Raw genomic sequence first — 12,757 nt, forward strand, 5'->3', positions numbered from 1 at the left:
GGAAACGCCCGGCCACATTCCGAACCCGGAAGCTAAGCCTCTCAGCGCCGATGGTACTGCAAGGGGGACCTTGTGGGAGAGTAGGACACCGCCGGACTTAACCTGAACGAAAGGCCACCCAACGCCGGGTGGCCTTTCGTGCATCACACAGCACTCACCCGAACACCGCCTCGCGGCAGTCAGCCGCGCGGCGGGTCGAAGCTCAGCGGCGACCACTCGCCCGCGTGGGGCAGCTCGGCGTACCGCACGTCGGTCGTCTGCGCGGAGACCGATGCCACGCACGCCAGGAGAGACTGCGTCGGGTAGCCGTGTGGGCGGTTGTCGCGGATGATCGCGCGGTCGTCCTCCGGGCTGAGCTCGGCGCTCTGCGCGAGCACCTTCAGCCATGGCTCCCACCATCCGCTCGCATCGCCATCCGTCGACGCGGCCTCGAAGGCCGCGTGCCATGCCGCGATGCGCGGCGTGGCCGGGTCGTCCGCATCGGTGTGCGCGATCATGTGCGTGCCGGGGGACAGGCGTTCGCGTCGCAGCTCCTGCCCGTCCCACGAGACGACCGACGCGCTGTCTCCATCGACCTCGACGAGGTTGAAGCCCAGGGTGCGGAGCTCTCCCTGCGGGGTGGCGCCGCCGACCGCGTCGAGCACGATGCCCCCGCGCGAGGCGATCTGAGCGGCGGGGAGATCCGGTTCGCCGGCGCGGTTGAGCAGCACCGCGAGGCGGCCCGGCCGGGCTGCGAGCCATGCGCCTCCCGCGAGGCGATCCTGCACACCGACGACGTCCGGCAGCTGTGGCCACCACGAGCCGAGCGGGTTCCACGGGCGAGCCGGGTCCTCGTCGCGCACGGCGAGAAGGCGGATGGGCTCGGCGGTGGCGCCGGGCTCGGGAATGCGGATGACGACGGTGCACATAGCGATCCCGATCAGCCTACGGCCGCGCGGAGAGGTGCCGGGCGGCCAGACGGATGGGAGAATCGCACTCGATGAACATCGTCGTGGGAGTGTCCGGCGGCATCGCCGCGTACAAGGCCGTGCACCTCGTGCGGCTGCTCGTGAAGGACGGTCACGACGTGCACGTCGTGCCCACCGCTGACGCGCTGCGCTTCGTCGGTCTGCCGACCTGGGAGGCGATCAGCCGCCATCCGGTGACGACATCCGTGCATGAGGACGTCGCGAGCGTGCGCCATGTCGCGCTGGGCCAGGCGGCCGACCTCGTCGTCGTGGCGCCTGCCACCGCGAACACGCTCGCGCGGATGGCCGCGGGCATCGCGGACGACCTCCTCGGCACGACGCTGCTCGCGACGACGGCGCCGGTCATCGTCGCCCCGGCCATGCACACGGAGATGTGGCGGCATCCCGCCACGGAGGCGAACGTCGACACCCTGCGCCGCCGCGGCGTGCTCTTCGTCGGCCCGGAGTCGGGGCAGCTCACGGGGGACGACGTCGGGCCGGGTCGGATGGCCGAGCCCGAGCGGATCCACGAGGCTCTGCGCGCGATCCTCGCGCGACGCCAGGATGCCGCCGGGCTCCGTATCGCCGTCTCCGCGGGTGGGACGCGCGAGCCCATCGACCCCGTCCGCTTCCTCGGCAACCGCTCGAGCGGTCGCCAGGGCGCGGCCATCGCGATCGCGGCCGCCGATCGCGGGGCTGAGGTGACCGCGGTGCTCGCGCATGTGGACGAATCCGTCCGGAGCGCCCTCGAGGGCCACCCCGGCATCCGGGTGCGCGTCGCCGGCACGGCCGCCGAGCTCGCCGCGGAGATGCGCGAGGTGGCGCCCGGCGTCGATGTCGTGATCATGGCCGCGGCGGTCGCCGACTACCGCGTCGCGTCGGTGTCCGAGAGCAAGCTCACGAAGGAGGCGGCCGGCGGCGTGCCCCCGACGCTCGAGCTCGTCGAGAACGAGGACATCCTCGCGGGACTGGCCGCCGACCGGAGGCCGGGCCAGACGGTCGTCGGCTTCGCCGCCGAGACGCCCGCGGAGGGGGAGACCCTTCTCGAGCGCGGGGTGCGGAAGCGTCGACGGAAGGGCGTCGATCTCCTCGCGGTGAACGCGGTCGGATGGTCGGAGGGCTTCGAGCAGGCCGACAACGCGCTCACGATCATCGACGCGCAGGACCAGGTCGCGGCATCCGTCACCGGCTCCAAGCGCGAGGTCGCCGATGCGCTGATCGACGCCATCCTCGCCGTGCGGAGCTGACCCCCTCAGTCGTCGCTCGAGTGCAGTCCCCGTCGGACGGACAGGAGCGTCACCTCGGGGTGCTCCTCCGCGAGTACGCGCTCGGCGCGGTCGAGCACGTCGCGCACGTGCGCGAGGTCGGCGCCCACGACCGAGAGCCCGATCGCGGTCCGCCGGTGCAGGTCGTGCGCACCCACCTCCGCGGCGGCGGCCTCGGTGCGGCGGGAGAGGTTCGCGATGAGCGGCCGGATGACGCTCCGCTTCTCCTTGAGGGAGTGCACGTCACCCAGCAGGACGTCGAACTCGACCCAGCCGATCCACATGGCGCCAGTGTCGCATGGCCGCCTCGGCGCGCGTGAGCGCGCAGCGGATGGATCCACCCGAGATGTCCGGGATATCGCCAGCGACGCGGCGTAGGCTCCGCGCATGAGCAGCACCTGGATCGCGCAGCCCACGGTCGACGACGCCACGGTCACGGCGAGCACAGGGCGCGGATGGGACGAGTGGGTCGCCCTCATCGACGCCGGCCCGGGCCCCGAGGCCGGGCACACGGCGATCGCCCGCTGGCTCGTCGACGCGCACGCGGTCGACGCGTGGTGGGCGCAGTCCGTGACCGTCGGCTACGAGCGCATCCGAGGGCTGCGGCTGCCGGGGCAGATGCCCGACGGGACGTTCAGCGTCTCGCGCAGCCGGCGTCTCCGCGTGCAGGCCGACACCCTGCGCGACGCGCTGCTCGATGACGCGCTGCGGCGCGAGCTGCTCGGCGAGGTCGAGACCGAGCTGCTCTCGCGGCCCACGGCGAAGAACCTGCGCTTCCGCGTCACCCACGAGGGCATCGAGACGGGGATCGTGGCGTTCACCGCGGAGGACGCGGGTGACGGCACGCGCCTCACGGTCACGCACGAGAAGCTGCCCACGCCCGAGGAGGCGGAGTGGTGGAAGGCGCACTGGGCCGAGTGGCTCGACGGAGTCGGCTCGAACCCGTGAGCCTCAGTGCGCGGCGTGGTACGTCGCGCCGCTCTCGTCGGCCTTCCAGTAGCCCTTGACGACGATGCGCTCGGGGTCGAGCGACCAGCGGTCGACGGCGAGCGAGCGCCCGGCCTTGACGACCGCCTGCTCGGCGGCGATGAACGCGAAGACGTCGCCATCGGGCCGGTCGGCCTCGGTGAGCTGGTCGAGCCGGGAGATGAGCGCCGATGTCGGGCGGGCGCCGTCCCGATGCACGTACTCCACGGCGACCGGTGCATCGATCGGCACCTCATGCGCGGCATCCGCGACCTCCACGAGCACGCGGGCGCTCGCGCCATCCGGGATCGCCGCAGCGTAGCGGCGGATCTGCGGGATGGCGGTCTCGTCGCCCGCGAGGAGCCACGCGTCGGGCGCGCCGTCGATGCGCAGCGTGCCGCGCGGGCCCCCGACGCCGAGCAGCGAGCCCATCGGGGCGCCGGCAGCCCACACGCCCGCGACGCCCTCGTCGCCGTGCACGGCGAACTCGAGGTCGAGCCAGTCCTCGCCCCACCGCAGCGGGGTGAACTCGCGGCTCGGCGCCTCGCGCATCTCCTCGACGCTCGACGGGGCGCCGTCGGGGAAGAAGATGCGGATGTGGTCGTCGTGGCCGAGGCCCTCGCCGAAGCCCGCGAGGTCGTCGCCCTGAACGCGCACCCGGACGTAGTCCGGACCGATCCACTCGCGGGAGGCGAGCCGTGTGAACCGGAAGCGGAGGTCGACGCGCGAGCGCTCGAGTGCGAAGCGGGCGTCCGTGGAATTCGACAAGTGCATAAGACTTAGGTTAGCCTTCCTCCGATCCGGTTAGGTTCGGCTTACCTGAATCGAGCGTCCCGAGGATGAGCGGCGCTCCCGGCATCGTCCCCCACGAGACCGCGGATGACACCGCGCTCTCCGACCCAGGAGGCACCGCTATGTCCACGACCCGTCCGATCGCCGCGCTCTCGCTCGTCGCGGCATCCGCCCTCGCTCTCGCCGGCTGCGCTTCCGCTGCCGATGACAGCGCCGAGGCCGCTCCCGAGGAGTCGGCGGCCGCCGAGCCGACCTCGGTCGAGGTCGAGGACAACAACGGCACGCAGACGGTCGCCGTCCCGCCGACGTCGGTGGTCGCGACCGACAACCGCACGTTCGAGACGCTCAGCGACTGGGGCATCGAGCTCTCCGCCGCCGCCGTGTCGCTCATGCCCGAGACGATCCCGTACACGACCGACGACACGATCGTCGACCTCGGCACGCACAACGAGCCCGACCTCGAGGCCGTGGTCGCGGCCGAGCCCGACCTCATCGTGAACGGTCAGCGCTTCGCGCAGTACCACGACGACTTCGCGGCGCTCGCGCCGGACGCGACGATCCTCGAGCTCGACCCGCGCGAGGGCGAGCCCTTCGACGCGGAGCTCAAGCGCCAGGTCGCCGTGCTCGGCGAGGTCTTCGGCAAGCAGGCCGAGGCCGAGGAGCTCGCGGCCGACCTCGACGCCGCGATCGAGCGCGTGAAGGCCGCCTACGACCCGGCCGACTCGGTGATGGCGGTCATCACGTCGGGCGGGGAGATCGGGTACTCCGCGCCGGGCAACGGCCGCACGCTCGGCCCGGTGTTCGACATCCTCGGTCTCACCCCCGCGCTCGAGGTCCCGGAGTCGAGCGAGGACCACCAGGGCGACGACATCTCCGTCGAGGCGATCGCCGACTCGAACCCGGACTGGCTCCTCGTGATGGACCGTGACGCGGCCGTCGCCGCAGACGACCCGGAGTACACGCAGGCGGCCGAGGTGCTCGAGGACTCCGAGGCGCTCGCCGGCGTCACCGCCGTGCAGGAGGACCAGATCGTGTACATGCCCGCCGACACGTACACGAACGAGGGCATCCAGACGTACACGGAGTTCTTCAACGACTTCGCCGACGCCCTCGAAGCGGGCGCGTGATCCGACACGGCTGAACGGCGGCGGGCCCGCAGGATGCGGGCCCGCCGCCGACACAGAGGACCCCATGACTCAGGCCATCCCCACCGCGGCGCCCGCGCGCCGCAGCCGTCTCTTCGACGCTCGGCTGCTGATCGGCGTCGCCGTGGTCGCGGCGCTGCTCGTGCTCTCGCTCTTCGTCGGCGTCTACGACGTGCTCGGCGCCGACGACGGCGCCGAGATGTTCGCGATCACCCGGATCCCCCGGACGATCGCCCTCGTGCTCGCGGGCGCGGCGATGGCGATGTGCGGCCTCGTGATGCAGCTGCTCACGCAGAACCGCTTCGTCGAGCCCACGACGACGGGCACGACGGAGTGGGCGGGGCTCGGCCTCCTCGCGGTTATGGTGCTCATCCCCGACGCGAGCATCCTCACGCGGATGGTCGGCGCGGTCGTCGCTGCGTTCGTCGGCACGATGGTCTTCTTCCTCTTCCTGCGCAGGGTCTCGCTCCGGTCCTCGCTCATCGTGCCGATCGTCGGGATCATGCTCGGCGCCGTGGTCGGCTCGGTCTCCACGTTCTTCGCCCTGCAGACCGACATGCTGCAGAGCCTCGGCGTGTGGTTCGCGGGCAGCTTCACCTCCGTCCTGCGCGGTCAGTACGAGCCGCTGTGGGTCGTCCTGGCGGTGGGGATCGCGATCTTCATCGCCGCCGACCGCTTCACGGTGGCGGGCCTGGGCGAGGAGGTCGCGACCAACGTCGGCCTCGACTACAACCGCATCATGCTCCTCGGAACCGCCCTCATCGCGGTCGCCACGGGCGTCGTGACGGTGGTCGTCGGCAACCTTCCCTTCCTCGGGCTGATCGTTCCCAACGTCGTGTCGATGGTCCGCGGCGACGACCTGCGCAGCAACCTGCCGTGGGTCTGCCTGCTCGGCATCGCGATCGTCACGGTGTGCGATCTCGTCGGGCGGACGATCATCATGCCGTTCGAGGTGCCGGTGTCCCTGATCCTGGGTGTCGTCGGTGCCGCCGTCTTCATCCTCCTTCTCCTGAGGCAGCGTCGACGTGGCTGACACCCGAACCGTCCTCGCTCCCGCAGGCGCCGCGATCCGTCGCAGCGCCGCGCCGCTGCCGACCCTCCGCGCGCGGCGCCGCTACGCCATCCTGCTCGCGGTGCTCGCCGCCCTCGCGGCCGGCGCCGCGTTCGGACTGCTCGCGTGGGACAACCCGATGCCCGTCGGCTCCGAGGGGTTCTGGCGCATCGCGAACCTCCGCGCGACGAACCTCGTCGTGCTGACCGTCGTCGCGGTGTGCCAGGCGATCGCGACGGTGACGTTCCAGACGGTCACCGAGAACCGGATCATCACCCCGTCGATCATGGGCTTCGAGTCCCTCTACACGGCCGTGCAGACATCGGCGGTCTACGTCCTCGGCGCGGCCGGCGTGGTCGCGCTTCAGGGCGTGCCGCAGTTCCTCCTGCAGGTCGCCCTCATGGGCGGGCTCTCGCTGCTGCTCTACGGATGGCTGCTGTCGGGGCGGTACGGAAGCCTCCACATCATGCTCCTCGTCGGGATCGTCATCGGCGCGGGCCTCGGCTCGGTCTCGACCTTCATGCAGCGGCTGCTCACGCCGAGCGAGTTCGACGTGCTCGCGGCCCGGCTGTTCGGGAGCATCGCGAACGCCGACGCCTCCTACCTGCCCGTGGCCCTCCCGCTCGTGGGCCTCGCGGTGATCTTCATCCTCGCGAACGGCCGCCGGCTCAACGCGATCGCCCTCGGCCGCGACCTGAGCACGAGCCTCGGGATCGACCACCGACGCGAGGTCATGCGGATGCTGTTCTTCGTGTCCATCCTCATGGCGGTCTCGACGGCCCTGGTCGGTCCGATGACGTTCCTCGGCTTCCTCGTCGCGACGCTCGCCTACCAGTTCGCCGACACGTACGACCACCGTCTCGTGTTCCCGGTCGCCGCGCTGACCGGCTTCGTGGTCCTGGCCGGGGCGTACTTCGTCATGAAGAACGTCTTCGCCGCGCAGGGCGTCGTCTCGATCATCATCGAGCTCGTCGGCGGAACCGTCTTCCTCTTCGTCATCCTCAGAAAGGGCAGGCTGTGATCTCGCTCACCGGCGTCCGCAAGGACTACAGCACCGAGGTCGCGATCGGCCCCGTCGATCTGCAGATCCCCGAGGGCGGCATCACGGCCCTCGTCGGGCCGAATGGCGCGGGGAAGTCGACGCTCCTCACGATGATCGGCCGCCTGCTCGGCATCGACGAGGGCAGCATCGAGATCGCGGGCTGCGACGTCGCGAGCACGGCCTCGAAGGACCTCGCTCGCATCGTCTCGATCCTCCGCCAGGAGAACCACTTCATCACGCGACTGACCGTGCGCCAGCTCGTGTCGTTCGGGCGCTTCCCGTACTCCAAGGGGCGTCTGACGCGGGCGGACGAGGAGATCATCAGCCGGGCGATCGACTTCCTCGATCTCACGGCGCTCGAGAACCGCTATCTCGACCAGCTCTCGGGCGGTCAGCGGCAGCGCGCCTACGTGGCGATGGTGCTGTCGCAGGAGACCGAGTACGTGCTGCTCGACGAGCCGCTCAACAACCTCGACATGCGCCACTCCGTGCAGATGATGAAGCAGCTGCGGCGCGCGGCCGAGGAGCTCGGGCGGACGATCGTCATCGTGCTGCACGACATCAACTTCGCGGGCCACTACGCCGATCGCATCTGCGCGGTCAAGGACGGCAGGATCGTCGAGTTCGGCACGCCCGACGAGATCCTCACCGACGAGGTGCTGACGCGCGTCTTCGACACCCCGGTGCAGGTGGTGGCGGGCCCGAACGGGCCGCTCGCGGTCTACTACTGACCTACAGCTCGATGCCGTGATCCTCGTCGTTCACGCCCTGGTTGCGCCCGCGGCGCGACTCGAACGACATGAAGAGGATGAGCCCGACGACGAGGCCGAGCACGATGCCGAGGCCGACGTTGCCCAGGATCAGCCCGACGATGATGGCGAGCGCGAGCACGCCGAGGGCGATGAGCAGGGTGCGGCCGCGGGTCATGCCACCATCATGCCGCGCTCAGCGGTCGCGGTGGTCCTCCATGTGCAGGCGCGGCGCTCGCCGCGGCTCGCTCGCGCCGGACGCGAGGATGAGGCGGATGACCCGGTAGCGCTGCCCGCGCCAGGGTTCGAGCAGCTCGAGCATGCCGTCGTCGTCCGTCCGGCAGCCGGTGAGCGCATACCCGACCTGATGCGCGAGATGGAAGTCGCCCACGCTCACGGCGTCCGGATCTCCGAGCGCGCGAATGCGCGTCTCGGATGCGGTCCAGAGGCCGATCCCGCGGATGGCCGTGAGGGCGCGGTCGCGACCATCGCCATCCGCCGCGTCGAGCGCCGCCCGTACGAGCGAGGGTCCGCGTCGGGCCGCCTCGACGATGGTGCGCGCCTGCGGCGGCTCGAGCCCTGCTCTGTGCCATGCCCACGACGGGATGAGCCGCCAGCCGTCGATCGAGGGCGGCGCGAACAGGGGCCGCGGTGTCGGGCCGGGGACGCGTTCGCCGAACCACGTGACGAGGGAGCGCCAGGCGCCGAACGCCTGCCGCAGGGTCACCTTCTGCTCGGTGATGGACTGCGCGAGCGCGTCGAAGAGCAGGTCGCTGCGCGCGATGCGGAGGCCGGGGTGCCGCCGGTGCGCGTCCGCGATGAGCGGATGGGCGCGTGCGTCGAAGTCGCCGTCATCGTCGAGCGCGCCGCAGAGGGCGGGCACCTGGGCGATCGCCCACGCGCGCCCCGGGCCCCAGGCCGCGGCGCGCACCGCGCCATCCGCCGTCTGCCGCAGCGCCGTGCACGCGATGCCGTCGGGGGTGCGCGTCGCGCGCCAGACCACGCCGCGGTCGAAGGCCTGCGCCGGATCGCCCGGGCCGCGCTGCAGCACGGCGACCGTCGCGTAGAGGTCGAGAGGGCGCCGCGGGCGGTAGACCGTCTCGAGGCGCGGGCCGGGGTCGGGCCGCGGGTCGCGCTCGCGCGTCGCGAAGCGCGACTCGAGCGCGGCCTGAGGGATCATGCCGCCACGCTACGCCCCGCACCCGACAAAGCGGTGCGCGGCGCGGGTCAGAAGCGGTCGGGCGACGGGGCGCCGGCGCCGTACCGGATGGTGACGTCGGCGTGGCGGTCGAAGCGGTAGCCGACGCCGCGCACGGTGCGGACGATGTCCTCGTAGCGCCCGAGCTTCGCGCGCAGGCGGCGCACGTGCACGTCGATGGTGCGCTCGCCGGGCACGTCGTCCTCGCTCTGCGCCTGCCACAGCGACTCGACGAGCTCGGTGCGCTCGATCGTGCGGCCCTCGCGGAGGACGAGGTACTGCAGCAGCTCGAACTCCTTGAACGTGAGGGCGGCCGACTCGCCGTCGAGCAGGACGCGCTTGCGCGAGATGTCGACGACGACGCCCTCGGCCTGCTCGGGCTCGGTCGTCTCGGGCTGGACGCGGGCGACCGCACCCGGCTCCTTGAGGGCGAGGCGGACGACGTCGACGTCGCGGCCACCCGCGTTCTGCGGAGCGAGCGCGACGGCCGCGTAGGTCTCGGCGCTGGGGGAGAGCTCCGCGATGGTGCGGCGGAGCGCCTCGACGATCGTCGAGAGCGAGACGCCGTCGGCGACGGCCTTGGCCTCGTCGAGCCCGACGTAGAGCGCGAAGCCGCGGGGCGAGACGCCCGGCTGCGGGCCGGTCTGCGGCGCCTCGGCGGGGGAGGGGACGGCGCGGAGGTGGGTCGGACGGGCGGTGGAAGCGGCGGGGCGGACGGTCGCGGGGCGCTCGAGGAGGGAAGCAGACATGATGATGGAGTCCTTCTGCGGGGGAACCCGGTGGGTTCGGTCGTGCTGAGGTGCGGCCGGACCGGCGGTGATCGCCTGATCGTGAGCTCGGCCGGTGCCGGATGCGGCGGTGTCGAAGCTGCCGGGGTGATCGGAGCTCGGGGGCGTTGCGACCATGGGGGTCTCGCTGTGCCCTGGCGGTGCTGCTGAGGGGTTATCCGACGTCAGCTGCACATTCGACAGCACGTGACAACACAGCCGGCCATCATCATGCCGGCAGTCCCGTTCGCCTCCCAGGCGGACAAGGGCTGTGTGCTGTCAGTCATGTCGCCGATTATGTCCGGGCGTGTCGGGGTGTGTCAAACGGAGTCCGGATGTGACGGCCTGCGTGAAGAAATGTGACGGATGTGCGCGTCTGAGAGCCTCCCGGCAGGGCGATCTGCACGCGCCTTGATGTCGGTGGGCGGGCGTACTCTCGGAGGGTGACCGAGCTCCACTTCACCCACGCGCCCGAGGCGTCGCGCTACGAGCTGCGGCGGGGCGACGACCTCGTGAGCATCCTCGACTACCGCGACAACGGGCGCACGGTCGCGCTCACACGCGCGTACACGAATCCGCGCTTCCGAGGGCACGGCTACGCCGCGGTCGTGACCGAGCGCGCGGTCGCCGACATCGAGTCCCGCGGCGATCGGCGCGTGCTGCCGGTGTGCTGGTACGTGGCCGACTGGTTCGCGGAGCATCCCGAGCGCGCCGGCCTGCTCGCTTCGTGAGGCTCTGGACGCTGCACCCCTCGCTCCTCGATCGGCAGGGGCTCACCGCCGTCTGGCGTGAGGGGCTGCTCGCGCAGGCGGTGCTCCTGGGGCGGACGAAGGGGTACACCGCGCACCCGCAGCTCGACCGCTTCCGCGCCCACGCGGATCCGGAGGCGGCGATCGGCGCCTACCTCGCCGGCGTGCAGGAGGAGTCGACCCGCCGAGGCTATCGATACGACGCCGAGCGCATCGCGGTGCCGCCACACGGCGAGGTCGAGGCGATCCCCGCGACCGCGGGCCAGCTCGAGTTCGAATGGGGTCATCTGCTGCGCAAGCTGGCCATCCGCTCTCCTGAGCTCCATGAGGCGCATGCCGCGCGCCTCACGCGCGACAGCCATCCGCTCTTCGTGATCGTGCCCGGCGACGTCGAGCCCTGGGAGCGCGGGCGGGAGTAGCGTGGCGTCCATGCGCATCCTCCTCATCGGCGGCACCGGCAACATCAGCTCGTACGTGACGGAGGAGGCGCTCGCGCGCGGGCACGACGTCACCGTGCTGAACCGCGGGAAGAGCGAGGTGCCGGATGGCGTGCGCTCGCTCGTCGGCGACGCGGGTGACGCCGCATCGATCGAGCGCGCGGTCGGCGCTGAGACGTTCGACGTCGTCGCGAACTTCCGCAGCTTCTCTCCGCAGCAGGTGGCCGACGACATCCGGATCTTCGAGGGCCGGACGGCGCAGTACATCTACATCTCGAGTGCGTCGGCGTATCAGAAGCCGATTGCGCAGCTGCCGATCGTGGAGTCGACGCCGTTGCGGAACCCGTTCTGGCAGTACTCGCGCGACAAGATCGCGAGCGAGGACCTGCTCGTGGCGGCGTACCGCGCGTCGGGCTTCCCGATGACGATCGTGCGGCCGAGCCACACGTACGGTCCGTCGCTCATCCCGCTCGAGGGCAAGTGGACCGCGCTGCAGCGCATCCTCGACGGGCGGCCGATCGTCGTGCACGGCGACGGCACGAGCTGGTGGACGCTCACCCACTCGCGCGACTTCGCTCGGGCGTTCGTCGGGCTGTTCGGCAATCCGCACGCGCTCGGGCAGGCGGTGCACATCACGAGCGACGAGAGCCTCACGTGGGATGAGATCGCCCGGCTTCTCGGCCGCGCGCTCGGCCGCGAGCCGGAGATCGTGCACGTGGCGTCGGACGCGATCGCCCGCGAGCTTCCCGAGATGGGCCCCGGGCTCGTGGGCGACAAGGCGCACTCGGTGATCTTCGACAACACGCGGACCAAGCAGCTCGTGCCCGGATGGACGGCGACGACGCCGTTCGCGGAGGGTGCGCGCGAGATCGTCGAGTGGCATCGAGCGGATCTGTCGCGCCAGGAGGTGGACGCGGAGCTGGATGCCGCGTTCGATCGGCTCATCGCGAAGCACGGGGCGTAGGGGCGGGGTCGCCCGGCGGTTGAGCGATCGCTCCCTCCCGGTCGTTGAACGATGCCTCCCTTCCGGTCGTTGAGCGAGCGCCCTCCCGGTCGTTGAGCGAGCGGAGCGAGTCGAAACGCCGCAAGCCGACCTCATGACCTTCCTCACACTGGTCTCCGCGCGTCGAAACGGCGCAAGATGGTCCCGGAGAGGACTCCCATGACCCGCGTGAAGTCGACATTCTTGAAGGTGCTCAACCGCACCCTCAACCCGCTGACGCTGCGCGCGGCGCGGAGCGGGTGGGGTCCGTTCTCGCTCATCGAGCATGTCGGACGGCGCTCAGGCCGGACCTTCGAAGCACCGCTGATCCTCGCGCGCGTGCCCGAGGGCTTCGTCGCCGAGCTGACGTACGGCCCGCAGGTGAACTGGTACCGCAACGTGGTCGCCGGCGGCGGGCGCGTGCTCTACCGAGGAGAGTGGTTCGAGATCACGTCCGTCGAGCCCTGCGGCGTGGAGGAAGGGCTGAGGGCCTTCGGGGCGCCGGCGTCATGGCTGCTGAAGCTGCTGCGGAGGAGGGAGTTCCGGCGGCTGTGCGTGGAGCAATCGTGATTGGGAATGCCAAGTCGCGACACTCGTGCGACTTCCGATCTTTCCAACCCTTCACATAGCTAAACGATACTGTTGAACTATGGAAGTTCCGCGTGGC

The 12,757-nt window shown here is 71.1% G+C and carries 16 protein-coding genes and 1 rRNA gene; 11 read left to right on the forward strand and 6 right to left on the reverse strand.

The genetic code is table 11. The annotated features are described in order from the left end of the window. A 5S ribosomal RNA gene (gene rrf, locus ACOWU6_RS13970) occupies nt 1-97 on the forward strand; the annotation flags it as partial. 82 nt (nt 98-179) lie between these two features. On the opposite strand, the gene ACOWU6_RS13975 is transcribed toward rrf, so the two are convergent. Further along, entirely contained in the window at nt 180-908 is a 729-nt protein-coding gene (locus ACOWU6_RS13975; protein WP_421076057.1) for an NRDE family protein, read from the reverse strand. 71 nt (nt 909-979) lie between these two features. On the opposite strand from ACOWU6_RS13975, the gene coaBC reads away from it, so the two are divergent. After that, nucleotides 980-2,194: a bifunctional phosphopantothenoylcysteine decarboxylase/phosphopantothenate--cysteine ligase CoaBC gene (gene coaBC, locus ACOWU6_RS13980; RefSeq protein ID WP_271174359.1), complete on the forward strand. Its 1,215-nt coding sequence runs from the start codon at nt 980-982 to the stop codon at nt 2,192-2,194. A 5-nt stretch (nt 2,195-2,199) separates the two neighbouring features. Here coaBC and ACOWU6_RS13985 read toward each other — a convergent pair whose 3' ends face one another. Continuing rightward, the gene (locus ACOWU6_RS13985) at nt 2,200-2,496 is read right to left on the reverse strand and encodes a DUF503 domain-containing protein (RefSeq protein ID WP_282980125.1); all 297 of its coding nucleotides are present in this window, start codon (nt 2,494-2,496) and stop codon (nt 2,200-2,202) included. A gap of 103 nt (nt 2,497-2,599) precedes the next feature. Here ACOWU6_RS13985 and ACOWU6_RS13990 point away from each other — a divergent pair, with 103 nt between their 5' ends. Beyond that, complete coding sequence (locus ACOWU6_RS13990; RefSeq protein WP_271174361.1) at nt 2,600-3,160, forward strand: hypothetical protein; 561 nt, start codon at nt 2,600-2,602, stop codon at nt 3,158-3,160. Between the two features lie 3 nt (nt 3,161-3,163). Here the strand turns inward: ACOWU6_RS13990 and ACOWU6_RS13995 are convergent, their stop codons facing one another. Then, nucleotides 3,164-3,946, reverse strand: a complete 783-nt coding sequence (locus ACOWU6_RS13995) for a siderophore-interacting protein (protein WP_421076058.1) — start codon at nt 3,944-3,946, stop codon at nt 3,164-3,166. Nucleotides 3,947-4,092: 146 nt separating this feature from the next. Between ACOWU6_RS13995 and ACOWU6_RS14000 the strand changes: the two genes are divergently transcribed. From ACOWU6_RS14000 to ACOWU6_RS14015, 4 genes are all read left to right on the forward strand, one after another. Further along, nucleotides 4,093-5,097, forward strand: a complete 1,005-nt coding sequence (locus ACOWU6_RS14000; RefSeq protein ID WP_421076059.1) for a siderophore ABC transporter substrate-binding protein — start codon at nt 4,093-4,095, stop codon at nt 5,095-5,097. Nucleotides 5,098-5,161: 64 nt separating this feature from the next. Beyond that, the gene (locus tag ACOWU6_RS14005) at nt 5,162-6,148 is read left to right on the forward strand and encodes an ABC transporter permease (protein ID WP_421076060.1); all 987 of its coding nucleotides are present in this window, start codon (nt 5,162-5,164) and stop codon (nt 6,146-6,148) included. Further along, nucleotides 6,141-7,187: an iron chelate uptake ABC transporter family permease subunit gene (locus tag ACOWU6_RS14010; protein WP_421076061.1), complete on the forward strand. Its 1,047-nt coding sequence runs from the start codon at nt 6,141-6,143 to the stop codon at nt 7,185-7,187. The genes ACOWU6_RS14005 and ACOWU6_RS14010 overlap by 8 nt, the downstream gene beginning before the upstream one ends. After that, nucleotides 7,184-7,939 carry an ABC transporter ATP-binding protein gene (locus ACOWU6_RS14015; RefSeq protein ID WP_421076062.1) on the forward strand — a complete coding sequence of 252 codons (756 nt, stop codon included), beginning with the start codon at nt 7,184-7,186 and terminating at the stop codon, nt 7,937-7,939. The genes ACOWU6_RS14010 and ACOWU6_RS14015 overlap by 4 nt, the downstream gene beginning before the upstream one ends. Before the next feature lies 1 nt (nt 7,940). On the opposite strand, the gene ACOWU6_RS14020 is transcribed toward ACOWU6_RS14015, so the two are convergent. Genes ACOWU6_RS14020 through ACOWU6_RS14030 form a run of 3 tightly spaced genes read right to left on the reverse strand, consistent with a single transcriptional unit; the run spans nt 7,941 to nt 9,904 of the window. Further along, nucleotides 7,941-8,135 carry a hypothetical protein gene (locus tag ACOWU6_RS14020; protein ID WP_271174366.1) on the reverse strand — a complete coding sequence of 65 codons (195 nt, stop codon included), beginning with the start codon at nt 8,133-8,135 and terminating at the stop codon, nt 7,941-7,943. An 18-nt stretch (nt 8,136-8,153) separates the two neighbouring features. After that, on the reverse strand, nt 8,154-9,137 hold the full coding sequence (locus ACOWU6_RS14025) for a DNA-3-methyladenine glycosylase family protein (RefSeq protein WP_421076063.1): 984 nt from the start codon (nt 9,135-9,137) through the stop codon (nt 8,154-8,156). A 47-nt stretch (nt 9,138-9,184) separates the two neighbouring features. Beyond that, a complete protein-coding gene (locus ACOWU6_RS14030; protein WP_421076064.1) occupies nt 9,185-9,904 on the reverse strand; it encodes a winged helix-turn-helix domain-containing protein in 720 nt (239 codons plus the stop codon). 461 nt (nt 9,905-10,365) lie between these two features. On the opposite strand from ACOWU6_RS14030, the gene ACOWU6_RS14035 reads away from it, so the two are divergent. The 4 genes from ACOWU6_RS14035 to ACOWU6_RS14050 all read left to right on the forward strand — a co-directional run bounded on the left by ACOWU6_RS14035 (nt 10,366) and on the right by ACOWU6_RS14050 (nt 12,660). Next, nucleotides 10,366-10,653 (forward strand): GNAT family N-acetyltransferase, encoded by a 288-nt coding sequence (locus ACOWU6_RS14035; RefSeq protein WP_282980131.1) that lies wholly within the window; start codon nt 10,366-10,368, stop codon nt 10,651-10,653. Beyond that, the gene (locus ACOWU6_RS14040) at nt 10,650-11,090 is read left to right on the forward strand and encodes a pyrimidine dimer DNA glycosylase/endonuclease V (RefSeq protein ID WP_421076065.1); all 441 of its coding nucleotides are present in this window, start codon (nt 10,650-10,652) and stop codon (nt 11,088-11,090) included. Before ACOWU6_RS14035 ends, ACOWU6_RS14040 begins: the two co-directional genes overlap by 4 nt. A gap of 10 nt (nt 11,091-11,100) precedes the next feature. Continuing rightward, entirely contained in the window at nt 11,101-12,072 is a 972-nt protein-coding gene (locus ACOWU6_RS14045) for an SDR family oxidoreductase (RefSeq protein ID WP_421076066.1), read from the forward strand. A gap of 198 nt (nt 12,073-12,270) precedes the next feature. After that, the gene (locus tag ACOWU6_RS14050) at nt 12,271-12,660 is read left to right on the forward strand and encodes a nitroreductase family deazaflavin-dependent oxidoreductase (RefSeq protein ID WP_421076067.1); all 390 of its coding nucleotides are present in this window, start codon (nt 12,271-12,273) and stop codon (nt 12,658-12,660) included. Nucleotides 12,661-12,757: the final 97 nt, after the last annotated feature.

This window comes from Microbacterium sp. SA156, assembly GCF_049065455.1.
Taxonomy (GTDB): Bacteria; Actinomycetota; Actinomycetes; order Actinomycetales; family Microbacteriaceae; genus Microbacterium; species Microbacterium barkeri.

Excerpts from the sequence above, each read along its gene's own strand:
- ACOWU6_RS14020 (WP_271174366.1), bottom strand. The coding sequence starts at position 8,135 with ATGACCCGCGGCCGCACCCTGCTCATCGCCCTCGGCGTGCTCGCGCTC.
- ACOWU6_RS14000 (WP_421076059.1), top strand. The coding sequence starts at position 4,093 with ATGTCCACGACCCGTCCGATCGCCGCGCTCTCGCTCGTCGCGGCATCC.
- ACOWU6_RS14030 (WP_421076064.1), bottom strand. The coding sequence starts at position 9,904 with ATGTCTGCTTCCCTCCTCGAGCGCCCCGCGACCGTCCGCCCCGCCGCT.
- coaBC (WP_271174359.1), top strand. The coding sequence starts at position 980 with ATGAACATCGTCGTGGGAGTGTCCGGCGGCATCGCCGCGTACAAGGCC.
- ACOWU6_RS13985 (WP_282980125.1), bottom strand. The coding sequence starts at position 2,496 with ATGTGGATCGGCTGGGTCGAGTTCGACGTCCTGCTGGGTGACGTGCAC.
- ACOWU6_RS14050 (WP_421076067.1), top strand. The coding sequence starts at position 12,271 with ATGACCCGCGTGAAGTCGACATTCTTGAAGGTGCTCAACCGCACCCTC.
- ACOWU6_RS13975 (WP_421076057.1), bottom strand. The coding sequence starts at position 908 with ATGTGCACCGTCGTCATCCGCATTCCCGAGCCCGGCGCCACCGCCGAG.
- ACOWU6_RS14005 (WP_421076060.1), top strand. The coding sequence starts at position 5,162 with ATGACTCAGGCCATCCCCACCGCGGCGCCCGCGCGCCGCAGCCGTCTC.
- ACOWU6_RS14025 (WP_421076063.1), bottom strand. The coding sequence starts at position 9,137 with ATGATCCCTCAGGCCGCGCTCGAGTCGCGCTTCGCGACGCGCGAGCGC.
- ACOWU6_RS14045 (WP_421076066.1), top strand. The coding sequence starts at position 11,101 with ATGCGCATCCTCCTCATCGGCGGCACCGGCAACATCAGCTCGTACGTG.
- ACOWU6_RS13990 (WP_271174361.1), top strand. The coding sequence starts at position 2,600 with ATGAGCAGCACCTGGATCGCGCAGCCCACGGTCGACGACGCCACGGTC.